Annotated in this window: 24 protein-coding genes; 14 read left to right on the forward strand and 10 right to left on the reverse strand. The window is 67.3% G+C overall.

Annotated elements, in window-relative coordinates; translation table 11 throughout:
* Nucleotides 1-66: 66 nt before the first annotated feature.
* On the reverse strand, nucleotides 67-1,407 hold the full coding sequence (locus M5E06_RS25845) for a ferredoxin reductase family protein (RefSeq protein ID WP_252140665.1): 1,341 nt from the start codon (nucleotides 1,405-1,407) through the stop codon (nucleotides 67-69).
* A gap of 718 nt (nucleotides 1,408-2,125) precedes the next feature.
* Here M5E06_RS25845 and M5E06_RS25850 point away from each other — a divergent pair.
* Nucleotides 2,126-2,758: a 3'-5' exonuclease gene (locus M5E06_RS25850; RefSeq protein ID WP_252140666.1), complete on the forward strand. Its 633-nt coding sequence runs from the start codon at nucleotides 2,126-2,128 to the stop codon at nucleotides 2,756-2,758.
* A 352-nt stretch (nucleotides 2,759-3,110) separates the two neighbouring features.
* Nucleotides 3,111-3,863 carry a FadR/GntR family transcriptional regulator gene (locus M5E06_RS25855; RefSeq protein WP_244560498.1) on the forward strand — a complete coding sequence of 251 codons (753 nt, stop codon included), beginning with the start codon at nucleotides 3,111-3,113 and terminating at the stop codon, nucleotides 3,861-3,863.
* A 12-nt stretch (nucleotides 3,864-3,875) separates the two neighbouring features.
* Here the strand turns inward: M5E06_RS25855 and M5E06_RS25860 are convergent, their stop codons facing one another.
* From M5E06_RS25860 to M5E06_RS25895, 8 genes are read right to left on the reverse strand one after another with little or no spacing between them, the layout of a single operon-like run.
* Nucleotides 3,876-4,574: a histidine phosphatase family protein gene (locus M5E06_RS25860; RefSeq protein ID WP_252140667.1), complete on the reverse strand. Its 699-nt coding sequence runs from the start codon at nucleotides 4,572-4,574 to the stop codon at nucleotides 3,876-3,878.
* Between the two features lie 10 nt (nucleotides 4,575-4,584).
* Complete coding sequence (locus M5E06_RS25865) at nucleotides 4,585-5,346, reverse strand: SDR family NAD(P)-dependent oxidoreductase (RefSeq protein ID WP_252140668.1); 762 nt, start codon at nucleotides 5,344-5,346, stop codon at nucleotides 4,585-4,587.
* 35 nt (nucleotides 5,347-5,381) lie between these two features.
* Entirely contained in the window at nucleotides 5,382-6,074 is a 693-nt protein-coding gene (locus M5E06_RS25870) for a nitroreductase (protein ID WP_252140669.1), read from the reverse strand.
* Nucleotides 6,071-7,699, reverse strand: a complete 1,629-nt coding sequence (locus M5E06_RS25875; protein ID WP_252140670.1) for an acetate--CoA ligase — start codon at nucleotides 7,697-7,699, stop codon at nucleotides 6,071-6,073. The genes M5E06_RS25870 and M5E06_RS25875 overlap by 4 nt, the downstream gene beginning before the upstream one ends.
* 52 nt (nucleotides 7,700-7,751) lie before the next feature.
* Nucleotides 7,752-8,954 carry a CaiB/BaiF CoA transferase family protein gene (locus M5E06_RS25880; RefSeq protein ID WP_252140671.1) on the reverse strand — a complete coding sequence of 401 codons (1,203 nt, stop codon included), beginning with the start codon at nucleotides 8,952-8,954 and terminating at the stop codon, nucleotides 7,752-7,754.
* Complete coding sequence (locus M5E06_RS25885; protein WP_252140672.1) at nucleotides 8,951-9,742, reverse strand: SDR family NAD(P)-dependent oxidoreductase; 792 nt, start codon at nucleotides 9,740-9,742, stop codon at nucleotides 8,951-8,953. Before M5E06_RS25885 ends, M5E06_RS25880 begins: the two co-directional genes overlap by 4 nt.
* Complete coding sequence (locus M5E06_RS25890; RefSeq protein WP_252140673.1) at nucleotides 9,739-10,920, reverse strand: acyl-CoA dehydrogenase family protein; 1,182 nt, start codon at nucleotides 10,918-10,920, stop codon at nucleotides 9,739-9,741. Before M5E06_RS25890 ends, M5E06_RS25885 begins: the two co-directional genes overlap by 4 nt.
* Nucleotides 10,921-10,965: 45 nt before the next feature.
* A complete protein-coding gene (locus M5E06_RS25895) occupies nucleotides 10,966-12,042 on the reverse strand; it encodes a phosphotransferase family protein (RefSeq protein ID WP_252140674.1) in 1,077 nt (358 codons plus the stop codon).
* Nucleotides 12,043-12,414: 372 nt separating this feature from the next.
* Here M5E06_RS25895 and M5E06_RS25900 point away from each other — a divergent pair, with 372 nt between their 5' ends.
* The 7 genes from M5E06_RS25900 (at nucleotide 12,415) to M5E06_RS25930 (ending at nucleotide 19,562) form a co-directional block, all read left to right on the forward strand.
* Complete coding sequence (locus M5E06_RS25900) at nucleotides 12,415-13,581, forward strand: acetyl-CoA acetyltransferase (protein WP_252140675.1); 1,167 nt, start codon at nucleotides 12,415-12,417, stop codon at nucleotides 13,579-13,581.
* Nucleotides 13,582-13,645: 64 nt separating this feature from the next.
* Nucleotides 13,646-14,854 carry an ABC transporter substrate-binding protein gene (locus M5E06_RS25905; RefSeq protein ID WP_252140676.1) on the forward strand — a complete coding sequence of 403 codons (1,209 nt, stop codon included), beginning with the start codon at nucleotides 13,646-13,648 and terminating at the stop codon, nucleotides 14,852-14,854.
* A 63-nt stretch (nucleotides 14,855-14,917) separates the two neighbouring features.
* Entirely contained in the window at nucleotides 14,918-16,084 is a 1,167-nt protein-coding gene (locus M5E06_RS25910) for an iron-containing alcohol dehydrogenase (protein WP_252140677.1), read from the forward strand.
* 111 nt (nucleotides 16,085-16,195) lie between these two features.
* Nucleotides 16,196-16,957: an ABC transporter ATP-binding protein gene (locus M5E06_RS25915; protein ID WP_252140678.1), complete on the forward strand. Its 762-nt coding sequence runs from the start codon at nucleotides 16,196-16,198 to the stop codon at nucleotides 16,955-16,957.
* Nucleotides 16,950-17,687: an ABC transporter ATP-binding protein gene (locus tag M5E06_RS25920; protein ID WP_252140679.1), complete on the forward strand. Its 738-nt coding sequence runs from the start codon at nucleotides 16,950-16,952 to the stop codon at nucleotides 17,685-17,687. Before M5E06_RS25915 ends, M5E06_RS25920 begins: the two co-directional genes overlap by 8 nt.
* Nucleotides 17,688-17,705: 18 nt before the next feature.
* On the forward strand, nucleotides 17,706-18,593 hold the full coding sequence (locus M5E06_RS25925; RefSeq protein ID WP_252140680.1) for a branched-chain amino acid ABC transporter permease: 888 nt from the start codon (nucleotides 17,706-17,708) through the stop codon (nucleotides 18,591-18,593).
* A 45-nt stretch (nucleotides 18,594-18,638) separates the two neighbouring features.
* Nucleotides 18,639-19,562 (forward strand): branched-chain amino acid ABC transporter permease, encoded by a 924-nt coding sequence (locus M5E06_RS25930; protein WP_252141033.1) that lies wholly within the window; start codon nucleotides 18,639-18,641, stop codon nucleotides 19,560-19,562.
* Between the two features lie 39 nt (nucleotides 19,563-19,601).
* Here the strand turns inward: M5E06_RS25930 and M5E06_RS25935 are convergent, their stop codons facing one another.
* On the reverse strand, nucleotides 19,602-21,116 hold the full coding sequence (locus M5E06_RS25935) for a B12-binding domain-containing radical SAM protein (RefSeq protein WP_252140681.1): 1,515 nt from the start codon (nucleotides 21,114-21,116) through the stop codon (nucleotides 19,602-19,604).
* 394 nt (nucleotides 21,117-21,510) lie between these two features.
* On the opposite strand from M5E06_RS25935, the gene M5E06_RS25940 reads away from it, so the two are divergent.
* From M5E06_RS25940 to M5E06_RS25960, 5 genes are all read left to right on the forward strand, one after another.
* Nucleotides 21,511-21,900 (forward strand): DUF4280 domain-containing protein, encoded by a 390-nt coding sequence (locus tag M5E06_RS25940; protein ID WP_252140682.1) that lies wholly within the window; start codon nucleotides 21,511-21,513, stop codon nucleotides 21,898-21,900.
* Between the two features lie 582 nt (nucleotides 21,901-22,482).
* Entirely contained in the window at nucleotides 22,483-22,623 is a 141-nt protein-coding gene (locus M5E06_RS25945; RefSeq protein WP_252140683.1) for a hypothetical protein, read from the forward strand.
* Nucleotides 22,624-22,665: 42 nt separating this feature from the next.
* Nucleotides 22,666-22,962 carry a hypothetical protein gene (locus M5E06_RS25950; RefSeq protein WP_252140684.1) on the forward strand — a complete coding sequence of 99 codons (297 nt, stop codon included), beginning with the start codon at nucleotides 22,666-22,668 and terminating at the stop codon, nucleotides 22,960-22,962.
* Nucleotides 22,963-23,022: 60 nt separating this feature from the next.
* On the forward strand, nucleotides 23,023-23,766 hold the full coding sequence (locus M5E06_RS25955) for a hypothetical protein (RefSeq protein WP_252140685.1): 744 nt from the start codon (nucleotides 23,023-23,025) through the stop codon (nucleotides 23,764-23,766).
* 4 nt (nucleotides 23,767-23,770) lie between these two features.
* Nucleotides 23,771-24,463, forward strand: coding sequence for a ferritin-like domain-containing protein (locus M5E06_RS25960; protein WP_252140686.1), 693 nt, complete (start codon nucleotides 23,771-23,773; stop codon nucleotides 24,461-24,463).
* Nucleotides 24,464-24,494 lie beyond the last annotated feature (31 nt).

A 24,494-nucleotide genomic window follows, 5' to 3' on the forward strand; every position in this document is an offset into this window, starting at 1 on the left:
AATTCCGAAACGGCAATCAGAAGCTCCGGACGATTTCGCAGGAAGCCGTGACTGGTGGCTGGGAGGTCACCGCATCGCGAAGAGTTCCTGGTGGAAGCGCCGGTCCACCGGCATGCCCTGGGTCGCGAAGTCGTGCCGCAGCGCCTGCCCGAAGCCCGCTGGGCCGCAGAACCAGACGCTGGCGTCTCGCCATTCCGGCACCGCCGCGCGGATGCGTTCCCCGTCCAGGCGGCCGTCGCGGGCATCGACCAGGACATGCAGGCGCACGCCCGCCGCCGCGGCGTCGGCGGTGAGCTTGGCGATCGCCCCCTCGTCGTAGTCGTGCGTGGTGTGGAAGAAGTGGATCGTCTGCGGCGGTCGCTCGGGGCTCGCCGCCAGGAACTTCATGCGGGCGATGAAGGGCGTGACACCGATGCCGCCGCCCACCCAGATCTGGCTTGGGCAGGAGTCATCGAAGGTGAAACAGCCGTACGGCCCCTCGACCGTCACGGCCTGTCCGACCTGCAGCGTCTCCCGCAGCCGCTGGGTGTGGTCGCCCAGTTCCTTGACCACGAAGGTGATGCGGCGGTCGGTGTCGTTCCAGGCGGAGGCAATCGTGTAGGGATGGGCACCCTCCGCGGCATTCGAGGTGGCGAAAGCGAACTGGCCCGCCTTGTGCCTCGGCCAGCCCCGCGGCACCTCGATCGCGGCCTCCAGCACGCGCACACCCGGGTAGTAATGGATGGCCGCGATCCGGCCCGGAACCCGCCGGTCGGCGGCGACCCGCCGGAGCAGAACCACGATGGCGGCCCAGGTTCCGCCGGCGAGCAGCGGCGCCATCACCCAGCCAACGGGCGCGGTCCAGTAATCGAGCTTGGTCAGCACGACGGCGTGGAACACCAGCACCAAGTAGGTGACCGCCAGCAGGCGGTGCGTCTTGTAGAACAGCCAGTAAGGAAAGCGCTTGAGCAGCGCCAGCGCGATCAGCAGAACGGCGGCGTAGAACGCCCACTCGCCGATGCCTTCAGCGGAGCCGCGCAGGTCCATGAACAGTTGCGCGATCGGGCTCTCCGGCACCGGTCGTGGCCCCCGTTGCGGCCGGACCAGCCAGCCCCAGCCCACCGCCCACTTGGTTCCCTGCGCCCAGAACCAATGGATGACCGCGACCACGAGGGCGGCAATGCCCAGCCACTTGTGCAGGCGGTACATCTTGTCCAAACCGCCGAACCATTTTTCGGGCCAGCGGGGACGCAGCGCCAGGATCATGGCCACGCTCATGCAGCCCATGGCAATCACACCACTGTACTGGACCATGCTGCCGCGGAGCGTAAAGTAGCCGGCCCACTGGAACACCGAGGGCTCGGCCGCGAGCCACAGTACGGTCAGCAATGCCAGCAGGCCCCACAGGGAAATCTTGATCGTGCGCATGGCGACCTTCTCCGTGTCGCACCGCCGATGAAGCGGTCTTGTGTCGATGCTTCTCCGAAGGGGGGCAGGCGGCAAGCCGATTTGCGACAATGCAGCCATTCAAACCCAGGAGACGTTCGAAGCTCGTGATCACAGAACGGGATTCATCGAAAGCAACGGTGCGTGGCGGGCGGCAACAGCTTTGGACGTCTCAAATGCGATTCTGCATCGCGTGTGTTACGGCGATGGACCCCGATGTGCTCGGACGCACCGCCAAGCGAACGGATGATAGGCGCAACTCATGCCGTGTCCTTGATCCACGTCAAGGCAATGAAACCCACCATTCGTCGTAAAGGGCAGCGGCATCTGCACAATGCGAGACAGCTCCGCTGCGGTCGGCCTTTCTTTGCGCTGTCCTTTACGGATGCGGACACTGCATTTGTCAGGATTGCATCGATGGTGATGATTGATCCGGTGCCGACACCCAGGGGCTTAACCCCTCGGGGGTGGCAGGGGAACCGGTCCGGTGTTCGGTAGTTTCACGCCGCCGCGCCAATCGGTCGCCCGGCGCCTTGAGTCGACTCGACGTTGAGCGAGCTGCCGGCTGTCTGCCCTTATGCGGCCGACCAGCTGCTGCAACAACGTCATTCGCCATGCTACTCTGAGCGGTGTGACGGAGCGTTGTCCTCGTTTCACATCTGTGCCACGGGCGGCTCCACCGACGAAAGATTGGATCTCAATGAGCACGCAGCCATGGGAAAGCCGTGACCGGCTGGTCGCGATCGACATCGAGACGACCGGACGGCGCATGCCGAGCCTCCAGGACATCCGTAAGGCGCCCAAGGGCCTGCGTCAGCCCGGCATCATCATCGAGATCGGGTGTCTTGAGCTCGTCCGTGAGGGCGAGTCCTGGCGGAAAGCGCGCAGCTGGGAGGTCCGGGTCAACCCCGACGCCCCTCTCCATCCCGACGCCATCAAGGTGCACGGCATCAAGCCCGCCGACCTGAAGGCGGCGCCCCGCTTTCCTGAGGTGGCCGACGCGCTTCTCGCCTTTCTGGACGAGGATCTTCTGGTGGCGCATGCCTATGAGAACGAGATGGACTTCCTGAACTACGAGTTCGCGCGCTGCGGACGCGCGGCATGGGGTGCCGACACGTTCCCGGCGGACCGGTTCATCTGCACCAAGGAGATGTCGCACGCGGCCTTCCCCGGCGCTTCCGGCTCGCTCGATGCGCTGTGTGATCGGCTGTGGCTCGACCGGAGTGATCGCTTCGCCCACCATGGCGCGCTGCTCGACGCGGACCTGACGGCTGACGCCTTCGTCAAAATGGCGTTGGGAGATACCGGCCCGCGTGGCGCCGTGTATGAGTGAGGCACAGCGCAGGGCACTCGGATGCAAGGCATTCGGATCTTGTGCCCCGCGCCCCTGAGCGGCGGAAAGCGCCAAGGTCGCAGCTCCGTTACCCGGCTTGGAAGCGGGACCCCTTCAAAACCGATACTTTCCGTCACGACGTGGGGTCCCGGCCTGCGCGCTCGAGCTTTGCCCGCCCGGACGGTCGAGGCCGCCCTTTTTGCACCGATGTCAGGCGAGCATGGATCGATCAGGCAGCAGCCGTTGACACTGGTCGCCGATCGGCGAATAAGGTACGATAGTCCGACTACCCGACACTGCCCGATCCGCCGACTGGGGCGATGCCGAGGCTTGGTGCCAAAAGGACGCATCCTTGACCGAACACAACCCAATGATCTTCGAGAAAGTCGAGGTTCAACCGGCTTATCAGCTGGTGGCTTCGAACATCGAAAAATGCATCATGCAGGGCGTTTACAAAGTTGGACAGCAATTGCCCTCCGAATTGGATCTCGCCAGACAGCTTGGGGTCAACCGCTCCACCGTGCGCGAAGCGATTCGCGTGCTGGAGCAGAACGGGCTGGTGTTCCGTAAGAGCGCCCGCCGTCTGGTCATCAGTCTGCCGCGGGAACAGGATCTGGCCTCCCGCGTCAGCCAGGCCATGATCCTGCACGAGATCACCTTTCTGGAATTGTGGGAAACCATGCTGCCGCTGGAAGTCCGTGCGGCCGAACTGGCGGCCACGCGCGCGACCGAGGAGGAGATCGAACGGCTCGAGGCCAATCTTCGGGAGACCGCCGACTGCCTGGAGCATGAACAGAAACTCGTCGCCCTCGACATCGAATTTCATCTCCTCGTCGCCAAGGCGTCCCGCAATCGGGCGCTGCTATTGGCGCGGGAGCCGATCGGCTTGTTGTTTTACCCCGCCTTCTATCAGGTGATGTCGCGGCTGAATGCCAAGGACCGCCTGCTCTCGGCCCATCGGGAGGTGGTGGATGGAATCCGCAACCGCGATGCCAAGCACGCGGCGCAGTGGATGGAAAAGCACATCAGGGATTTCCGGCGGGGCTACGAGCTGGCCGATCTCGACATGAACAAGCCGGTCGACAACAGCCGCTATTTCGAGTGATCGGGGGCGCTCTCAAACGCGACGGCGGCTGTGGACCACCTGTTCCATCGACGTTGCGTGAAGGCGCTCCTTCACGGGGTCATAGGCGGTCATGTTCACGATGCGGACCAGGGGTCGCCAGCCGCCGGAACCGTCCGGTTCCAGGTCGATGATGTTGAGGCAGGCGTAATCCTGCTCCAGGGTCGCCAACGCGGCCGGGCCGCAGCCGAGGGCGTCGCACAGGATGGCGCGGTTCACACCGTCATGCGCGACCAGCAGCAAGGACCGCCAGTCCGGCGCGGCGACCAGCCGGTGGAAGGCCGCCGACACCCGCCTGGCGAAGACGGCGAAGACGTCTCCGCCAAGGAATCGCCCTCCCTCCTCTCCGCAAGCCGCGTAGGCGTGGGCGAGCCGCTCCTCGATGGCGTCCGCCGGCAGGTCCCGCAGCCGACCGCCACGGATCTCGCGGAACCCCTCATCCTCCTCCAGCGGCAGCCCGCGTCCGGCGATGAGGATCCCGGCGGTCTCCCGCGTGCGGGGCAAGCCGGAGCACACCGCCCGGTCGATGGGAACCGCGGCGAGATGGTGGGCGAGCGCCTCCACCTGCTTCATCCCAGCCGGCGTCAGCGGGACGTCGCGCGGGTTGTGCGGCTGCCCCGACCGGTCGAAATACGCCACCTCCCCATGCCGCACCAGATGGACCCGGCGCCGGACAGTCCCTTGCCCCCTCATCGCGGCCGCCTTATTTCGGCTGCATGCGCAACGCGGCGTCGAGCCGGATGACCGACCCGTTCACCATCGGATTTTCGACAATGGACAGGACCATGCGGGCGTACTCCTCCGGCTTGCCGAAGCGGTGGGGGAAGGGGATGTTGGCGACGATGGCGTCCTGGACCTCCTGCGGCATGGCGGTGACCATCGGCGTTCCGAACAGGCCGGGCGCGATCGCGGCCACCCGCACCCCGTAACGGGCCAGTTCGCGGGCGGCCGGAAGGGTCAGGGACGCGACGCCCCCTTTCGACGCCGCGTAGGCGGCCTGTCCGATCTGCCCCTCATAGGCGGCGATCGACGCTGTGTTGACGATCACGCCGCGTTCGCTGTCCTCCAGCGGTTCGAGCTTCGTCATGGCCGCAGCAGCAAGCCGCATCAGATTGAAGGTACCGATCAGGTTGACCGACACGACCCGGGCGAACTCGTCGAGCGGCTGCGGTCCGTCGCGGCCGACGATGCGGCCCGCCGGAGCGATGCCGGCGCAGTTGACCAGGATGCGCGCCGGTCCGTGCGCCTCGGCCGCCATGGCCACCGCGCGCTCGGCCGAGGCGGCGTCGGTGACGTCGCACGGGATGGCGAGGCCGCCGGTCTCATCGGCGATCGACGCCAGACGTTCGGCGGACAGGTCGAGCAGCGCGACTTTGGATCCGGCGGTGGCAAAGGCCCGCGCGGTGGCGGCGCCCAGGCCTGAGGCGGCACCCGTGACGATGACGGGATGGGTGGACGGATTCATGGCTGATGTCCTTGATGAAGAAAAGCAGCAGGGGGTCAGAAACCGACGAAGCGTGTGAAGCCGTCCACCGGCTCGCGGTCGGTGTCGAAGCGGTTCTCGGGAGCGGCGGGGTCGGCGTGGCCGAGTGCCATACCGCTGACCAGGATCTCCCCGTCCGGAATGCCGAGGTGGCGGCGGACGATGCGGTGATAATTGCAGAAGGCTTGCTGCGGGCAGGTGTCCAGGCCGACCCCGCGGGCGACGATCATGACGTTCTGCATGAACATGCCGAGGTCGAGCCAGCTTCCCCGTTCCATGGCACGGTCCAGCGTGAAGAACAGCCCGACCGGGGCGCCGAAGAAGTCGTAGTTGCGGCCGTGCTGGCGCGCCATGCGCTCCCGGTCGCCCTTGGCGATTCCAAGGGCACCGTACAGGCCCCAGCCGACCTTGCGGCGACGCCCCAGGTAAGGTTCGCGCCATGTCGCCGGGTAATAGGAATATTCCGGGTCGGGCGGAATCCCGGCGTCATGCAGGACCATAAGTTCCGTCGTCAAAGCCGCTCGCGCGGCCCCGGCAACGGCATGGACCTTCCAGGGCTGGATGTTGGAACCGCTCGGCGCGCGGGCGGCGGCTTCGAGGATGTGCTCGACCAGGGCGCGTGGAACCGGCCGGTCCAGAAAGGCGCGGACGCTACGCCGGCCGCGAACCGCTTCGGTCGCCGACAGGCTGGAAACCTGCACGGCCGTCATGGAACGGCGCCATGGGCCGCAAACTCGCGCGCTTTCAATTCCCGGCGCAGGATCTTGCCGCTGGCGTTCTTCGGCAGCTCGTCGACGAACTCGATGCGGCGCGGGTATTTGTAAGGGGCAGTCAGGCCTTTGACGAAATCCTGGAGTTCCTTGACCAGCTCGGGCGAGCCGGACTGGCCGGCGCGCAGCACGACAAAGGCTTTGACCACCTCGCCGCGCTCCTCGTCCGGACTGGGCACGGCGGCAACCTCCTGCACGGCCGGATGCTCGATCAGGGCGTTCTCGACCTCCAGCGGGCCGATCCGGTAGCCGGCCGAGTTGATCAGATCGTCGTTGCGGCCGAGATAGTGAAAATATCCGTCGGCATCCAACGTCGCCCGATCGCCGGTGAGGAACCAGGTGCAGTCCGGTCCTTCCAGCCGGCAGTCGGCGGTGCGTTCCGGATCCTTCCAGTAGCCCAGCATCACCTGCGGATTGGGCAGCCGGACCGCGAGCAGGCCGGGCGTGTCGGGCGGCAGCCGGCGGCCCTCCTCATCGATCACCGCGATGTCGGTGCCGGGCGAGGCGCGGCCCATCGAGCCCGGCCGCGGCTCGTCCGCCGCCATGGTCAGCACCGTCATCAACGTCTCGGTCTGGCCGTAGGCCTCGCGCAGCGGCACGCCGGTCAGCGCGGTCCAGCGCTTGACCACCGCCGGGTTCACCGACTCGCCGGCGGAGATCGCTTGGCGCAGCGCCGAGAGATCGAAGCCCGAAACATCCTCCTGCACCAGACGGCGGAATTCGGTGGCGGCGGCGCAGAAGACGTTCACCCGGTGGCGCGCCATCCGTTCGAAGCGGGCGCGCGGGTCGAAGGGACCGTCGTGGAAGACCACCGCCGCCCCCCGGCTCCAGGGGCCGAACAGGATGCTGGTGCCGGCCTTGCTCCAGCCGGTGTCGGCGGTGCACCACATCACGTCGCCGCGCTGGAGCCCGTGCCAGTGCTCGGCCGAGACCCGCCAGGCGTAGAGCGCGCGGGCCGCATGGGTGACGCCCTTGGGATGTCCGGTCGAGCCCGAGGTGTAGAAGAGGATCGCCGGATCCTCGGCCCGAACCACCGCCGGGGTGAAGTCGTCCGTGGCCTCCGCCATCGCCGCCGCCCAGCCGATCCAGCCGGCCGGCGGGTCACCCACGGCGATGCGCAGGGCCGGCATATCGGCGATGGCGGCGAATTTCGGCGCCGAGGCCGCGGTCGTCACCACGGCCCGGGCCTCCGAATGGGCAAGACGGTAGGCGACGTCCCGCTCGGTCAACATCTCGATGCAGGGGATCGGCACGGCGCCCAGCTTCAGGCAACCGACCAGAGCGATCTGCCATTGCGGAATGCGCGGCAGCATGACCAGCACCCGATCGCCCTTGACGATGCCGCGCGCCGCCAGTGCGTTGGCGAAGCGGTTGGTCAGGCGCGCCATGTCGGCGTAGCTGTAGCGCTCCTCCCGGCCGGCGGCGTCCGACCAGAGCAGGGCGGTCAGTGCCGGGTCGGCGGCGTGGCGGTCGACGACATCGGCCCCGAAGTTGAAGGTTTCCGGGACGTCCCAGGCGAAGGGCTCGCCGGATGAGGCGGTGGTGATGTCGGCGGTGGCGGGCATGCTGTGTCTCCCCCTTGTGCGTTCCTGTGGGTTTCTTGGTTCCGATCCGCGGTCACAGGACCTTGTCCGAGCGCAGCCGCGCGATGTCGTCGCCGTCATAACCGAGCGTGGCCAGGATTTCATCGGTGTGCTCGCCCAGCAGCGGCGGCGGTGTGCGCAACCGGCCCGGCGTGCCGGAGAATTTGATTGGGAAGCCGAGCTGCGGGATGCGTCCTTCGACCGGGTGGTCCATGTGCAGAAGCATGTTCCGGTGCTTGAGCTGGGGGTGCTCGAACGCCTCGCTCATGCTGTTGACCGGAACGACCGGCAGGTCGGCAGGGCCGAGCAGCTCCATCCACTCGGAGCAGGTCCGACTGGCCATATGGTCGGCGACGCGCGCCATCTGGGCGGCGGCCTCGGCCCCCTCGGGCCATTGCCGGTCCTTCAGATCCTCCAGCCCCGCCAGATCGCAGAAGCGGTGCCAAAAGTTCTCCTCGATGCAGCCGAGCGTGATGCAGCGGCCGTCGGCGCAGCGAAAGACATTGTAGCAGGGCGCCTGCCCTAGGAAGCGGCGCTCGCCCCCCCGGGGCTCGATGCCGGCGAAGAAGCGGTCGGCGGCATGGTAGGCCAGCCAAGCCACCACCCCATCGGTCATCGAAACGTCGACGAACTGCCCGCGACCGGTGTGCTGCCGGCCAAGCACCGCCGCCAGGATGCCGAAGGCCGCCATCAGCGAGCCACCACCCTGGTCGGCGATCGACAGGCCCGGCACGATGGGATCCTCTCCGGCCTTGCCGAACAGCGGCAGGGCGCCGGCGATCGCCATGTAGTTGAGGTCGTGGCCGGGCGCCTTGGCGAGGGGACCGTCCTGCCCGAAGCCGGAGATCGCGCAATAGACCAGGCGCGGGTTCTCGCGGGCCAGCGTCTCGTAGCCGACGCCCAGCCGGTCCATCACGCCGGGGCGGAAGCCCTCGACCAGCACGTCCGCCTTGGCGGCGAGGCGCTTGAGGATCGACTTGCCCTCCTCGGTCTTCAGGTTCAGCGTAACGCTCTTCTTGTTGCGGTTCAGCAGCAGGAAGGAGCCGGATTCCGCCACGTTCAGCGGTTCGAAAGCGCGGTTGTAATCGCCGCGTCCGGGCTCCTCGATCTTGACGACCGTGGCCCCCAGATCGGCGAGGAGCTGGGTGCAGAAGGCGCCCGGCAGCAGGCGGGTCAGGTCGAGCACGACCAGCCCGGCCAGCGCATCGGCGAAGGGGGTGTTGGGGGAGGTCGTCATTGCGCGGTCCACCCGCCATCGACCAGAATGCTGTGCCCGGTGACGTAGGCCGAGGCGGCGGACGCCAGGAACACGGCGGCGCCGATCAGCTCGTCCGGTCCGCAGAAGCGGCCCATCGGGGTTTGGCCGAGCAGGCGGCGGGAGAGTTGCTCGTGCTCGCGCATGCCGGCGGTCAGGTCGGTCTCGACGAAGCCGGGGGCGATGCTGTTGACGCGGACGCCGGAGGCCGCCCAGTCGACCGCCAGCGATTTCGTCATCAGCTCCACCCCGCCCTTGGCGGCGCAGTAAGGCAGAGTCTTGCGCAGGCCGACATGGCCGCCGACAGAGCTGATGTTGATGATGCTGCCCGCCTTGCGCTCCACCATCGCGGCGCCGAAATGGCGGCAGCAGTGGAAGACGCCGCCCAGATTGATGTCGATGATCGGCTGCCAATCCTCGCGGGTCAGCGATTCCGCCGCCTTGTAGATCGGGTTGATGCCGGCGTTGTTGACCAGGACGTCGGTTCGGCCGTGGCGTTCCAGAACGGCGGCGTGCAGGGCCGCCACCTCCTCCTCGCGCGAGACGTCGGCGGCCTGCCACCAGACCTTGGCGCCTTGCGCCGTCATCGCCTCGGCGGTGGCGGCGAGGACGGCGCCGTTGCGGCCGCTCAGCACCACCTCGGCTCCGAAGCCGGCCAGCCCTTCGGCGATCGAGCGGCCGATGCCGCGCCCGCCGCCGGTGACCACGGCCACCGTCCCGGTCAGGTCGAACAGGCCGGCCACGCGCTGTTGCAGGGTGGGGGCGCTCATCGGGCCTCCTCCCGCGCCAGCTTGCGCGCAATGCTCCAGCGGTGGACCTCGGACGGGCCGTCGTAGATGCGGAAGGGCCGCACCTCGCGGAAGATGCGCTCGACCACCGTGTCGCGGGTGGTGCCGAGTCCGCCGAGGACCTGGAGGCTGCGGTCGACCACGCGCCAGATGGCTTCGGAGCAGATCACTTTGGCGACGCTCGATTCATGGCGCCCCTTGCCGCCCTGGTCGAGCACCCAGGCGGCGTGCGCCACGACCAGCCCGCAAGTATGGAGATCGAGCTCGTTGTCGGCGAGCTGGAAGCCGATCCCCTCATGGTCGATCAGCGCCTTGCCGAAGGCGCGGCGTTCGCGGGCGTAGGCGGTGGCGACGTCGTGGGCGCGGTGCGCGGCTCCCAGCCAGCGCATGCAGTGGGTCAGCCGGGCCGGCGCCAGCCGGACCTGGGCATAGCGGAACCCCTCGCCCTCGCGGCCCAGCACATCCTCCTCCGGGACGAACAAATCCTGGAAGGACACCACGCAGTGCCCGCCGGGGAAGCTCTGGTCCAGCGTGTCGAGCGTGCGCTCGATCACGATGCCGGGCCGGTCCATGTCGGCGAGGAACATGGTGGCGCGTGGCTCGCCGTCGGGGGAGGCCTCGTCGCGCGCCATGATGATGCAGACGCCGGCCCCCTCGGCGCCGCTGATCAGCCATTTGGTGCCGTTGATCACGTAGCCGCCGGGGGTCCGGCGGTAGCTGGTAAGCAGCAGTGACGGGTCGGAGCCGGCCCCCGGATGCGGCTCGGTCATCGCGAAGCAGGAGCGGATCTCGCCGGACGCCATGGGAGCGAGCCAGCGGCGCTTCTGCCGCTCGTCTGCCACCTGCTCCAGCAGGTGCTGGTTGCCCTCGTCGGGGGCGGCGATGTTGAGCGCCAGCGGCCCGAGCAGCCCGTAGCCGGCCGCCTCGAACACCACCGCCTTGCCGCGGTGGTCGAGCCCCAGCCCGCCCCACTCCCCGGGCATGTGCGGGGCGAGCAGCCCGGCGTCGCGGGCCAGCGCGTTCAGCTCGCGGCGGAAATCGTCGGTCGGCCCGTGTGGACCCTGGCGCGGGTCGTTCTCCAGCGGGATGAGGACGTCGCGCACGAAGGACCGGGTGCGGTCCCTCAGCGCGATCAGGTCGGGCGGCAGCGAGAAATCCATCGGGGTTCCTGTCCCTGGCAATGAGCGTCGAGGGGAGGGGGCGCTTCAGAAGCCGCGCCCCTGGGCGATGTCGTGGGTAAAATCGAAGAGGCCGCGCGCGATGGCACCGAAGCCGGCGTAGCGCGGGTCGCTGGTGGTGCCGCTGCGGTAGCGGTCGTGGAGCTGCTGGAAGACCACCGCCAGCTTGAACAGGGCGAGCACGCGGTGGAACCGGAACTCCGACAGGTCGCGGCCGGTGCGGGCGGCGTAGCGCTCGGCCGCCTCCCGGCGGCTCGGGAAGCCGAAACCGGCCGTCGGCATCTGCGCCAGATCGTGCATCACCGGCGGGTCGCCGGCCTCCGTCCAATAGCTGAGCAGGGTGGCGAGATCGAACAGCGGGTCGCCGCGCGTGCCCTGGTCCCAGTCGAGGATGGCGACCGGCTCCAGCCGCTCCGGGTCGAGGATCAGGTTGTCCAGCTTGAAGTCGTTGTGCAGCAGGGTCGCCGGGCCGGGTCGGACGCGGGTCAGCTGGTCCGCCAGCCACACCGTCAGCTCGACGGCCGGCGCCGGCGGGCCGTCCGGCCCGGCGGAGAGATGGGCGCGCTTGCTCCAGCCGGCGACCGCACGGTCGAGGAAGCCGTCCGGCCGCCCGAAGTCACCAAGCCCGACGGCGGCCGGGTCGACGGCGTGGATGTCGGCCAGGCAGTCGACCAGCAGCGGTCCCAGCCGCGCCCCCGCATCCGGGTGCTGCTCCAGCAGCGGCGGCGTGGAACCGGCCAGCGTCACGCCCGGCCGGTGCTCCAGCAGGATGAAGGGATGGCCGGCGACCCCGGCATCCTCGCACAGATGCAGGCTTTTCGGCGCCAACGGCAGGGTGCGCCACAGCCGGCTGAGGATGCGGTGCTCCCGTGCCATGTCGTTGGCGCCCGGCGGCAGCGGTCCCGGCGGCGGCGAGCGCAGGACGGCCGGTGTCCCATTGACCGACACCAGGAAATTCAGATTGGCGAGTCCGCCGGTGAACTGGCGGGGTGGGGTTTCGCGGTCGAGCCGCAGCCCGTGCGCCGCGAGATGGCCGGCGATCGCCGCCCAGTCCAGCCGGGCGGTGTCTTCGGGAGCGCGGAACATCGAATTCTCAAGCGGCATGGTCGGTCCGGGAAAGGGGCTGGGAAAGGGGGCGGATTGGCGGGTGGGTCGCCGCACCGGCCGATTTATAGTCCGACTATCGGATCGTATGTGCAAAATCGGACGTCCGTCAATAGGCTCCGATATGGCGCCCGAACCGGAAAATTGCGATATTGCCAACCGTGGCGCAAAGATCGCTGCGGTTGAAAGCGGCGATCAGTGCTTGAAAGGTGATTGACAGCGCCGGTGCGGCGAATCAATAGTTCGATTGTCAGACTATAAATGCGGAACGACGGCGCCCCTGCGGGTGCTGAATGGTCCTTCCGCTCTGGCGCGGCTCCGGAGCCCCATGGTCCCCTGCCACGCCTCTCTCCCCGATACGAAGGTCAGACCATGCTGGGACACATCATCGGTTGGGCACATACCCGCTTCGGCAAGCTGGACGACGAAACCCTTGAATCCCTGGTGGTGCGCGTCGCCGCCGAGGCGATCGCCGACGCCGGGCTGGCACCCGCCGACATCGACGAGATCATCGTCGGCCATTTCAACCAAGGCCTCGATCCGCAGGGCTTTCCCGCCTCGCTCGCCTTGCAGGCGGCCGACGCCCTGCGCTTCAAGCCGGCAACCCGCGTCGAGAACGCCTGCGCCACCGGGTCCGCCGCGATCCGTCAGGCGGCGATGGCCATCGGTGCCGGGCGGGCGCGTTCGGTGCTGGTCGTCGGGGTGGAGAAGATGACCGCGGCGCCGGCCGCGCAGGTGCAGGCGTCACTGGCCTCGGCCAGCTATCTGGCGGAGGAGGACGGCAGCGATCTGTCCTTCGCCGGGATCTTCGGCCGCATCGCCCAGCTCTATTTTCAGCGTTACGGCGACCGGTCGGACGCGCTGGCGCTGATCGCCGCCAAGAACCACCGGAACGGCGCCGCCAATCCGCTGGCCCACATGCGCAAGGATCTCGGCGTTGAGTTCTGCCGGACGGTGTCCGAGCGCAATCCGCTGGTCGCCGGGCCGCTGCGCCGAACCGACTGTTCGATGGTGTCCGACGGGGCGGCGGCGCTGGTGCTGGTCCATGGCGACGTCGCGATGGGGGCCGCCAAGTCGGTTGGGCTGCGGTCTCAGGCGCAGGTCAACGATTTCCTGCCGATGGGCCGGCGTGACATGACCCGCTTCGAGGGCTGTTCGGTTGCCTGGCGCAAGGCACTGGAGCAGGCCGGGCTGACGCTCGACGATCTCGATTTCGTTGAGACGCACGACTGCTTCACCATCGCCGAGCTGATCGAATATGAGGCGATGGGGCTGACGCCGCCGGGTGAGGGACACCGCGCCCTGCTGGAGGGCTGGACCGAGGTCGGCGGGCGGCTGCCCGTCAACCCGTCGGGCGGGCTCAAGGCCAAGGGACACCCGATCGGCGCGACCGGCGTGTCGATGCATGTGCTGACCGCCATGCAGCTCATGGGCGCGGCCAGCGGTGTCCAGATTCCGGGGGCGACCAAGGGCGGCATCTTCAACATGGGCGGTGCCGCCGTCGCCAACTATGTCAGCGTGCTTGAGCGCGTGCGCTGAGACGGCAAAGCCGATCGAACGGCTGAAGACGACTTTGAAAAACAACATTCTGGGAGGACACGAAATGCGCATTGCGTTCATCGCCGCCTTGGCGGCCGGCATTGTTGCGGGCGGGCCGGCGGTGGCACAGATCTCCGACGGCACCGTCAAGATCGGCGTGTTGAACGACCGCTCGGGGCTCTACGCCGATCTCGGCGGCGAGGGCTCGGTCGTCGCCGCGAAAATGGCGGTGGAGGAGTTCGGCGGCAAGGTCGCCGGCAAGCCGGTCGTCCTCGTCAGCGCTGACCACCAGAACAAGCCCGACGTCGGGTCGGCCATCGCCCGGGAATGGATCGACCGCGACGGGGTGGACGCCATTGTCGACGTGCCGCACTCCGCCACCGCGCTCGGCGTGCTGAGCGTGACCCGCGAGAAGAACCGGATGCTGATGCTGTCGGGTCCGGCCTCGACCGATTTCACCGGCAAGTCCTGCGCGCCGACGACGATCCACTGGACCTATGACAGCTACGCCATGGCCAACAGCACCGTGCGCGGGCTGGTCAAGCAGGGCGCCGACACCTGGTTTTTCTTGACCGGCGACAACGCCGGCAGCCATTCGCAGGAGCGCGACGGCATCGCCTTCGTCGAGAAGGCCGGCGGCAAGGTTATGGGAACCGTGCGCCATCCGCTGAACACCCTCGATTTCTCGTCCTATCTGCTTCAGGCGCAGGCGTCCAAGAGCAAGATCATCGGGCTGGCGAACGCCGGCGGCGACACGGTGAACGCGATCAAGCAGGCCGCCGAGTTCGGCATCGTCCAGAGCGGGCAGAGGCTGGTCGGGTTGCTGATCTTCATCACCGACGTCCATTCGATCGGCCTGAAGGACGCGCAGGGGCTGGTGTTCACCGAGTCCTTCTATTGGGACCAGGACGAGAAGACCCGCGCCTGGTCGCGCAAGTTCATGGAGCGGTTCGGCGGCCGTGCGCCGACGGCGGCGCAGGCCGGCGTCTACGGTGCGGTGCTGCATTATCTGAAAGCGGTCGAGAAGGCCGGGACCGACGACTCCCTGACCGTGTCGAAGACGATGAAGGAGATCCCGGTCAACGACATGTTCAGCGACAATTTCAAGATCCGGGCCGATGGGCGTGTCGTCCGTGACATGTACCTGTTCCAGGTCAAGAGCCCGGCGGAATCCAAGGGCGCCTGGGACTATTACAAGATCCTGGGCCGTGTGCCCGGCGACGAGGCTTACCGCCCGATGTCCGAAGGTGGCTGCCCGCTGGTCGGGCAGTAACTTGGCAGTAACCGGGCGGTAACGCCGGTCGGCGCGACGGGACCAGCAAACGGGGGAACGGCGATGCAGGTGGGTGTCTATGAGTTCCTGGCGCAGGACCGGGTCATCTACGGCCGGCCGGCGGCCGAGGCCGTGGCGGCGACCGTCGCGACGCTGGGCAAGCGGCGCCCGCTGATCGTGGCGAGCCGGACGCTGAGCCGTTCCACCGACGTCGTCGCGGCCATCCGTGCGGCGCTCGGCGATGCCTGCGCCGGGGTCTTCGACGGCTGCGTCGAGCATGTGCCGCGCGCCTCCGTCCTCGCTTTGGCCAGGGAGGTGCGGCGGCTCCAACCGGACCTGATCGTCACCGTCGGCGGCGGAACGCCGATAGACACGGTGAAGGTGGCGCTGGTGGCGCTGGCCGAGGGGATCACCGACGCGGCCGGCTTCGACACCGTCCGCATCCGGGTCGCTGAGGACGGAAGCCGTATCGTCCCGGTGGTGAAGGATCCGCCGCTGCGCCAGATCATCGTGCCGACCACCCTGTCGGGGGCCGAGTTCTCCAACCTGGGCGGTGCCACCGACCCGGAGCGCCGGGTCAAGGATCTCTACACCGGACGGCACATCGGTGGGCAGGTGGTGATCCTCGACCCCGCCGTGACGGTCCACACGCCGGAGCGGCTGTGGCTGTCCACCGGCATCCGCGCCGTCGACCATGCGGTGGAAACGGTCTGCTCGCGCCGGCCGCAGCCCTTCACCGACGCGACGTGCCTGCACGGGCTGACGATGCTGGCGCGCGCGCTGCGGGCCAACCGGGAGCGGCCGGACGATCTCGATGCCCGGCTGGAAAGCCAGCTCGGTGTCTGGCTGGCCACGACCGGGCTCGGCCGGGTGGAGTGGGGCGCCAGCCACGGCATCGGCCACCAGCTCGGCGCGGTCGCCGGCGTGCCGCACGGCCATTGCTCCTGCGTGATGTTGCCCAGCGTGCTGCGCTGGAACCGGGCTGTGAACGCTGACCGCCAAGCGCTCGTGGCCCGCGCGCTGGAGTGGGGGGACGGCGACGCCGCAGCGGCGGTCGCCGATCTGGTGCACGCTCTCGGCCAGCCGGGCAGCCTGCGGTCGGTCGGGGTGACGCGCGACCATTTCGCAGCCATCGCGGCAGGGGCCATGCAAAACATGATGGTGCGCAGCAACCCGCGTCCGATCACCGGGGAGGATGATGTCCGGGAGATCCTCGAATTGGCATGGTGAACGCCGCAAATGTGAAACAGGGCGTGTTCAGGGCTCATCGACGCAGGGGCTCTCAACAAAATGTTTCTGCAACAAAAAGCTGAACTCAATGGCGCGAGTGGAGGAAATGCGGTGTCAGACATCATCCTGGAAGCGCGCAACCTGACGAAGGAGTTCAAGGGCTTCGTGGCGGTTCGGGATGTGAACCTGCAAGTGAAGCGGGGCACCATCCACGCGCTGATCGGCCCGAACGGCGCCGGCAAGAGCACGGTGTTCAACCTGCTGACCAAGTTCCTGACGCCAACGCGCGGCCAGATCCTCTACAAGGGCCGCGACATCACCCGCACCAAGCCGGCCGACATCGCGCTGATGGGGCTGGTCCGCTCCTTCCAGATCTCGGCCGTCTTCCCGCATCTCAGCGTGCTGGAGAATGTCCGCGTCGCCTTGCAGAGGCCGCTCGGCACCAGCTTCCATTTCTGGAAGTCCGAATCGTCGCTCTACGACCTGCACGACCGGGCGCTAGAGCTGATCGAGGCGGTGAACCTCACCCCCTGGGCCGGCCACACCGCCGCCGAGCTGCCCTATGGCCGCAAGCGCGCGCTGGAGATCGCCACCACCCTGGCGCTCGACCCGGAGGTGATGCTGCTCGACGAGCCGCTGGCCGGCATGGGCCATGAGGACATCGAAGGCACGGCGGCTCTCATCAAGCGGGTCGCCGCCGACCGTACCGTGCTGATGGTGGAGCATAACCTGTCGGTGGTCGCCCACCTGTCGGACACCATCACCGTTCTGCGCCGCGGCGAGATCCTGGCGGAGGGACCCTACGAGGTCGTCTCCAGGAACCCGCAGGTGATGGAAGCTTATATGGGCACGGGGGGGACCGGACATGCCTGACGGGATGCACACCAAGACCGCCCAAACGGGGACGGCGATGCTGGAGATCGCCGACCTGCACGGCTACTACGGCGAAAGCCATGTGCTGCACGGCGTCAGCCTGGAGGTGAGGCAGGGCGAGGTGGTGACGCTGCTGGGCCGCAACGGCGCCGGCAAGACCTCCACCATGCGCGCCATCATGGGGATCATGGGCAAGCGCACCGGCTCCATCCGCTTCCAGGGCACCGAGCTGATCGGCATGGCCCAGCACAAGATCCCGCGCCTTGGCATCGGCTATGTGCCGGAGGAGCGCGGCATCTTCTCAAGCCTCAGCGTCGACGAGAACCTGACACTGCCGCCGGTGGTGAAGGATGGCGGCATGACGGTGCCGCAGATCTACGACCTGTTCCCCAACCTGAAGGGCCGCGGCTCGACGCAAGGAACACGCCTGTCGGGCGGCGAGCAGCAGATGCTGGCGATCGCCCGCATCCTGCGCACCGGCGCCACCCTGATCCTGCTGGACGAGCCGACCGAAGGTCTGGCCCCGGTCATCATCGAGCAGATCGGCGTGGCGGTGCGGGCGCTGAAGGCGCGCGGCTTCACCATCGTTCTGGTGGAGCAGAACTTCCGCTTCGCCGCCACCATCGCCGACCGCCATTACGTGATGGAGGAGGGCCATGTGGTGGACATGATCCCCAACGACCAGCTCGACGCCAACATGGACAAGCTCCACACCTATCTCGGCGTGTGAGCGGGAGAGAGACGCCCGATGTCCCAACTGCTCGGCATTCCGCCGCAAGCCCTGTTCGGCCAGCTTCTGCTCGGCCTGATCAACGGCTCCTTCTACGCGCTGCTCAGCCTGGGGCTGGCGGTGATCTTCGGCATGCTCAACGTCGTCAACATGGCGCATGGCGCGCTTTACATGGTCGGCGCCTTCGTGGCGTGGCTGCTGCTGAGCTATGCCGGCGTCGGCTATTGGGGGGCGCTGGTGCTGGCGCCGCTGGTGGTCGGCGCCGTCGGGCTGGTTCTGGAGCGCACCATGCTGCGCCGGCTCTACAAGGTCGACCATCTGTACGGACTGCTGCTGACCTTCGGGCTGGCGCTGATCTTCGAGGGCGCCTTCCGTCACCAGTACGGCGTGTCGGGCCAGCCCTATCCCATTCCCGACCTGCTGAAGGGCGGCACCAACCTGGGCTTCATGTACCTGCCGACCTACCGCGGCTGGGTGGTGGCGGCGTCGCTGCTGGTGTGCCTGGGCACCTGGTTCGCCATCGAGCGGACCAAGCTGGGTGCCTATCTGCGGGCGGCGACGGAGAATCCGACGCTGGTGCAGGCCTTCGGCATCAACGTGCCGGTGATGGTGTCGCTGACCTACGGCTTCGGCGTGGCGCTGGCCGGTCTGGCCGGGGTGCTGGCGGCGCCGATCTATCAGGTGTCGCCGCTGATGGGGTCGAACCTGATCATCGTGGTGTTCGCGGTGGTGGTGATCGGCGGCATGGGCTCGATCCTCGGCGCCATCGTCACCGGCCTCGGGCTGGGGCTGCTGGAGGGGCTGACCAAGGTCTTCTATCCCGAAGCGTCCAACATCGTGGTGTTCGTCATTATGGCCGTGGTGCTGATGGTGAAGCCGGCCGGCCTGTTCGGACGGGAGAGATAAGCCATGACCATGCAAACCCGCGACACACTGCACGAAGGCCTTGTCATGTCCGGCGGCTCGCCGAAGATCCTGCTGACCGGGGCCGGGCTGCTGCTGGCGGTCCTGGCGCCCTATGTCCTGTATCCCGTCTTTCTGATGAAGGTGCTGTGCTTCGCACTGTTCGCCTGCGCCTTCAACCTGCTGATCGGCTTCGCCGGCTTGCTCAGCTTCGGTCATGCCGCCTTCTTCGGCGGGGCGGCCTACATCGCCGCCCACACCGTGAAGGAATGGGGCTGGGCGCCGGAGGCAGGCCTGCTCGCCGCCACCGCGGTTGCGGGGCTGCTGGGACTGGTCTTCGGTCTGATCGCCATCCGTCGGCAAGGCATCTATTTCGCGATGATCACGCTGGCGCTGAGCCAGATGGTGTTCTTCCTGGCTTTGCAGCTGCCCTTCACCCATGGCGAGGACGGCATCCAGGGCGTGCCGCGCGGCCTGCTGTTCGGGCTGTTCGACCTCAGCCAGCCGCTGACCATGTACTACGTCGTGCTGGCGATCTTCGTCGCCGGCTTCGCCCTGATCTGGCGCACGGTGCATTCGCCCTTCGGCCAGGTGCTGAAGGCGATCCGCGAGAACGAGCCGCGCGCGGTGTCGCTCGGCTACCGCACCGACCGCTACAAGCTGGTGGCCTTCGTGCTGTCGGCCTCGCTGGCCGGTCTGGCCGGCGGGACCAAGGCTCTGGTGTTCCAACTCGCCAGCCTGACCGACGTGACATGGCAGATGTCGGGCGAGGTGGTGCTGATGACGCTGCTGGGCGGGATGGGCACGCTGTTCGGGCCGGTGGTCGGTGCCGGACTGGTGGTGACGCTGGAAAGCTACCTCGCCTCCACCAGCCTGCCGGTGCCGGTGGTGATCGGCTGTATCTTCGTCGTCTGCGTCCTGCTCTTCCGCCGCGGAATCGTCGGCGAGCTGATGGCACGGGTACAGAAATGACCCGCTCGGCCGTGGCAACGCCCGGCCCCGGATGCGCGATCACTTGGCGGCGGTACTCCCGGCGGTGGCGCCGAGCATGTGCCGGATTTGGGCATAGCGGCCCAGCGCCCCCATCACCTCCACCTGGGCGTCGGGTCTGAAGCGGGCGGCGGTCATGGCGTCGAGGATCATCTGCTTTTCGGCGGGGCCGAAGCCGGACAACCGTTTCAGCACGCTGCGCAGCAGCGGTGACAGCGGGATCGGCTGCGGTGCCTGCGCGGGACGGTTCGCTCCGCCGTAGGCGTCAAGGAATCTCGCGATCCGGCGGGCGTAGGCGGCCGGGCTGTAGATGTCGGCGCACAGTCGCGCCAGCCCGTCGAGCAGGTCGCGCCGGCTCATCCGCGCCGGGTGGATGTTGGTGGTGAAGGGGTTGGCCGCACTCTGCGCGTCGTCGCCGGCCAGCCGCCCCTCGGCGGCGAGACGGTCGTGGAGCGGGGTGCCCGGCGGCGCCACCAGCGCGCCCACCGACAGCACCGGCACCGGGCAATCCTCGATGAAGCCGGCCAGCCGGTCGAAGATGTCGGGCCCGTCGGCGTCGAAGCCGACGATGATGCCGCCGGACACCGCGATGCCGTGCGACAGGATGGTGGCCAGCGCGTCCGAGGTCGACTGGTACAGGTTCTGCAGCTTGCCGGACTGGCGCAGGCTGTCCTCGTTGATCGTCTCGATGCCGATGAAGACGTTGTCCAGCCCGGCCGCCTTGCAGGCCGCCATCAGATCGGCGTCGCGGGCGAGGTCGATCGACACCTGGGTCATGAAGCGCATCGGCGCATCGGCATGCGCCTCGTTCCACCGCCGCAGGGCCGTCAGCATGTCGTGCGCACGGCTGCGGTAGACGGTGAAGTTGTCGTCGGCCAGGAAGACGCTGCGGTAGCCGTGGCGGTGCAGGACGTCCAGCTCGGCGATCACTTGATCGGGATCCTTGTGGCGCTGCTTGCGGCCGAGATACTGGATCACGTCGCAGAAATCGCACTGGAAGGGACAGCCGCGGGAGGTCTGGATCGCCCCCATGTTGGCGCTCTCGTTGGGATAGAGGTCCCAGCGCGGCAGCGGAGAGCGCCGAAGGTCGGGCCGCGTCCCTTCATACCGGTCGCGCGGCCGGCCGGCGGCCAGATCGGCGAACAGATCCGCCGCGATGTCCTCGATCTCGCCGGTGACCAGCACGTCGGCGTGGGGGCGGACATCCTCCGGGCTGAGCGAGGCGTAGGAGCCGCCGATCACCACCCAACGCCCCATCGCGCGGTAGCGGTCGGCCAGCTGCAGCATGCGGTTGCGCTGGGACGACTTGCCGGTGATCGCGACGATGTCGGCGTCCTCGGTGGCGGGGCGGTCCGGCAGTGGCGTGATCGCCTCGTCGGTCAGGCGAATGTCCCAGTCCGGCGGCACGAAGGCGGCCAGGGTCGTGGTCGACAGGTCGGCCACCGAGCTGCGCCCGCCAAGTCCCCAGGCCGCGAAGAAATCGGCCGTGTGGTAGCCGGGGAAATCCGCCGCCGGGTTGATGATGTGAATGCGCACCAGCGCCCGCTCCTGTCCGGCCTGAACCTGCTTCGTCCGTTGGATAAGGAGCTGAACAATCACCGGCAGGCAAGGCTTTGCTGTGCCGCCCGGTTTGTCCGGCGGCCGCGGATGCACCGTATTGGGGCGGACGGCGGGGCGGCATGGAGCATGTTGACTCCCGCGTAGCGGCAGGTTTATTCGAATCCGTAGGGAATTCGGCATGGATTGTTATCGATGGCCGCAACAGGGGCAGTGTCGATCCCAAGAAATGATCCGAAGCGGAAAATGCTGTACGATTTGAGTGAATACCATGGGCATTCTGGCAAATCGTAATATGCCCCGGTATGATTTGAGTCGATGCAGTCATGTCGACAGCGGTGATTTGGGCGGTGATTTGGAAGGATAAGCACGCATGCCGATGCAGGTGGTGAACGGCGCGACGCTTCAATGCAGCTTCGGGATGGCCCCGTCGACCTTCGTGGTGCTTCCCGTCCATTGCGTCATGGACGGCAACCAGCCGGCGGCGAACATCACGGACCACAAGCCGATGGTCAACATCATGCCGTTTGGCATGTGCACCAGCCTCGCCAACCCGACGGTGGCCTCGGCGACGGCGGCGGCGATGGGCGTGCTGACCCCGATGCCCTGCATTCCCGCCACCCTGTCGCCCTGGGTGCCGGGCGCGCAGACGGTGATGCTGGACCATATGCCGGCGCTGGACAACGTGTCGAAGTGCATGTGCAACTGGGGCGGCGTGGTGTCGGTGATCAATCCCGGGCAGACGACGACCATCATTCCTTGAAGCGGGCGGCCGTGATGCAGCTGGCCTGAGACGGACGGTGTCGGTCTTCGCCGCACCGGTACAGCCGCGTCACCATCCGCGCCGCGGCCTGGGAACCGGCTTCGCAGTTTCGGACTTTGGACATCCTGAACGGATCAGTGGCGTCGATGGTCGGATTCCGACCGTGAACCAAGACATATGTGAAGGGCAGGGGTGTGACGGCAATTGCGGTGATGCATTGCCGCTGCGCTCTGTCGCACCACCTATGCTCGCCGGTGTCCTCGCAGGAGGTTGGCAACCGGCTGAGCAAACATGCGCATCTGAATGTGTATCTCTGAACATATTCAATTTTCCGCTCTCATTGATACACAGCAATGCCCAAAGCGTGTATTTATGTTTTCATTAATCTATTTTTGTGATATGGAAGATGATGAAAATGGAGCAGGCACGCTGAAGCACCAGCCGGACATATCCGGCCGTAATGCAATGTATATCCGTGTAAATTTTGCGTGATGGGGGCGGGTAAGCCGATCCATAGGCGTCCGCATGGCTTCAAAATTCAGATTTTATCCAGTGTTATCATGACAAAGCGGGGGAAGCGCGATGGCATATTTGACTGGGCCGCGGCTGAATTTCACCGGCAAGTTCATCGCCGACGTTTCGACGGTCAACAACTTTCCGTCCAACTATGACGGGACGAACTATACGGCGGCCGATTATGCGAACTGGGACATCGGCTATTGAAAATCCTACGGCACAGGTGTCTGGCGGCTGACCGACTGCGCGGTGACCGGTGAGGTGCGGGGCGACGGCAGCGCCGTGTCCGGCGATCCCGTGCTGTCGATGACCCTGACCGACGCCGCCGACCAGCCGCCGGCCAAGATGGTCGATCTGGACAGCGAGCAGCAGATGGTCTCGGCCATCTGGGGGCTCGTCGTCCGGCTGGTCGGCGGTGACAGGCAGGCCGCGCTGTGCAGCAACTTTGCCGTCGCGTCCTTCACCGACCTGTGGAAGCGAAGCCTGACGCCGGGGTCGCTGCCGCAGCACAAGCTGCATCCCGCCTGCATGTACGGTGCGGCCTGACCGTCGGTTCTCTCCGATCTCGCCTGGGGCGACGTCGCGGCATCGCCCTTTCTGCAGGAATTGCGGGCCGCCGCCGGGCCGAGCGGGCTGCTGTCGATCAAGTTCAATGTGGTGGGCTACAACGCCGGCTATTGGATCGGCGACGACGGCACCCGCTATCCGCCGCTGCCCGACTTCACCATGGGCCTGATCACCCGCTGCATCGGCGTCGCCCGCGCGGACGAGCCGCGCTTCTTCACGCTGGGCCGCAAGCTGCAGCCGAGCCGGAAGCAGAGCCAATCGGCGCCGACCCTGTTCTATTACGCCACCGCCGTGGTGGACGAGGCGCGCAAGGCGCTGGCCATCGACCTCGGCAACTCCATCCCGTTCAAGGAATGGCGAGGCGACATCGTCGGCGAGACGCTGCAGGTCGGCTATCTCGATGCGGTGCAAGGCTTCCAGCCGCTGGGCGAGGTGACCCCCGACAATGCCTGGTACCAGCGCACCGCCGGCATCGCCGACATCGCTCTGACCGATGCGCAGATGTCGGCCGTTGCCGCGAGCCCGCTCGCCGAGCGCAAGGCCGGCGCCGACACGTTGCTGGGGCAGGAGCCGGGCAACGGCAGGGCCCTGCGCGCCGACCAGTTCGTCTTCCGCATGGCTCCCGGCGACAGCGCCAAGACCACGGTGTGGGCGACCGTCTTCGGCAAGCCGCTGGCCGATGCCGAGGTCGCGCTGGCCTTCGACAACAGCTCGCTTGGCGGCGAGGGCGACCCGCCGGTCGGCGTCCCGGCTGGTGCGCTGGGCTTCCCGCCATCGATCTAGACCGATGCCGCCGGCAAGGCCGCCGTCACAATCTCCGCCGGCGATCCGGGCCAGCCGCGCGGTGGACGACATCGACGGGCAGGGCTATGGCGTGCGCCCGACGCTGAGCGGTGCGGGGGCCGGCTCTTACAGCAACCCGTGGGACTTCGTCAGTTTCCTGGTGTGGAGCGGCTACGAGATCCCCGAGGAGCCGAGCTGGGAAGCCGACATCAAGCCGATCCTGTCCCTGGCCGACGCGCAGGATGCTATCGCCCGCATCGTCCGCGAAGGCGAAGGCACCCCGACCTCGTCGGAGGCGGGGACCGAGGGCGGTGACGACGACGGCATGGCACACTACTACAGCTTCTACGAGATCTACAAAGGCCGGAAGATCGCAAAGGCTGCCGACGGCAGTTGGTACTTCACTGACGAGGTTATCCCCTTCGACCCGGCCGGCGTCCAGAGCCTGATCGACGATCCCAAGCAGGCCGACTACCCCGCCGAGTCGGTCGCGGCGGTGCAGTCGGAGGCCTTCAACACCTACTACTCCAACCTGTTGAAGGCCCTGCATCAGAGCTTCAATGGCAACCCGGACAAGATCAACGACGCCATCGGTCTGATGTTCGACCTGAAGATCCAGGCCAAGATGCTGATGCAGCTGCCGATGGATGGCCAGCCCGGCAAGTTCTGTGCCCCGACCTGGCAATACATCCCGTGACGAGGAGGTTCCGCATAACCGGACATTATCG

The organism is Azospirillum sp. A1-3 (assembly GCF_023806445.1).
Taxonomy (GTDB): Bacteria; Pseudomonadota; Alphaproteobacteria; order Azospirillales; family Azospirillaceae; genus Azospirillum.

Bases quoted from the DNA above. Each gene is read 5' to 3' on its own strand.
- M5E06_RS25895 (WP_252140674.1), bottom strand. From the start codon at position 12,042: ATGCCGCTTGAGAATTCGATGTTCCGCGCTCCCGAAGACACCGCCCGG.
- M5E06_RS25870 (WP_252140669.1), bottom strand. From the start codon at position 6,074: ATGACGGCCGTGCAGGTTTCCAGCCTGTCGGCGACCGAAGCGGTTCGC.
- M5E06_RS25945 (WP_252140683.1), top strand. From the start codon at position 22,483: ATGGCATATTTGACTGGGCCGCGGCTGAATTTCACCGGCAAGTTCATC.
- M5E06_RS25905 (WP_252140676.1), top strand. From the start codon at position 13,646: ATGCGCATTGCGTTCATCGCCGCCTTGGCGGCCGGCATTGTTGCGGGC.
- M5E06_RS25890 (WP_252140673.1), bottom strand. From the start codon at position 10,920: ATGGATTTCTCGCTGCCGCCCGACCTGATCGCGCTGAGGGACCGCACC.
- M5E06_RS25865 (WP_252140668.1), bottom strand. From the start codon at position 5,346: ATGAATCCGTCCACCCATCCCGTCATCGTCACGGGTGCCGCCTCAGGC.
- M5E06_RS25880 (WP_252140671.1), bottom strand. From the start codon at position 8,954: ATGACGACCTCCCCCAACACCCCCTTCGCCGATGCGCTGGCCGGGCTG.
- M5E06_RS25940 (WP_252140682.1), top strand. From the start codon at position 21,511: ATGCCGATGCAGGTGGTGAACGGCGCGACGCTTCAATGCAGCTTCGGG.
- M5E06_RS25850 (WP_252140666.1), top strand. From the start codon at position 2,126: ATGAGCACGCAGCCATGGGAAAGCCGTGACCGGCTGGTCGCGATCGAC.
- M5E06_RS25925 (WP_252140680.1), top strand. From the start codon at position 17,706: ATGTCCCAACTGCTCGGCATTCCGCCGCAAGCCCTGTTCGGCCAGCTT.
- M5E06_RS25885 (WP_252140672.1), bottom strand. From the start codon at position 9,742: ATGAGCGCCCCCACCCTGCAACAGCGCGTGGCCGGCCTGTTCGACCTG.
- M5E06_RS25860 (WP_252140667.1), bottom strand. From the start codon at position 4,574: ATGAGGGGGCAAGGGACTGTCCGGCGCCGGGTCCATCTGGTGCGGCAT.
- M5E06_RS25960 (WP_252140686.1), top strand. From the start codon at position 23,771: ATGCCGCCGGCAAGGCCGCCGTCACAATCTCCGCCGGCGATCCGGGCC.
- M5E06_RS25920 (WP_252140679.1), top strand. From the start codon at position 16,950: ATGCCTGACGGGATGCACACCAAGACCGCCCAAACGGGGACGGCGATG.
- M5E06_RS25910 (WP_252140677.1), top strand. From the start codon at position 14,918: ATGCAGGTGGGTGTCTATGAGTTCCTGGCGCAGGACCGGGTCATCTAC.
- M5E06_RS25875 (WP_252140670.1), bottom strand. From the start codon at position 7,699: ATGCCCGCCACCGCCGACATCACCACCGCCTCATCCGGCGAGCCCTTC.
- M5E06_RS25930 (WP_252141033.1), top strand. From the start codon at position 18,639: ATGTCCGGCGGCTCGCCGAAGATCCTGCTGACCGGGGCCGGGCTGCTG.
- M5E06_RS25900 (WP_252140675.1), top strand. From the start codon at position 12,415: ATGCTGGGACACATCATCGGTTGGGCACATACCCGCTTCGGCAAGCTG.
- M5E06_RS25845 (WP_252140665.1), bottom strand. From the start codon at position 1,407: ATGCGCACGATCAAGATTTCCCTGTGGGGCCTGCTGGCATTGCTGACC.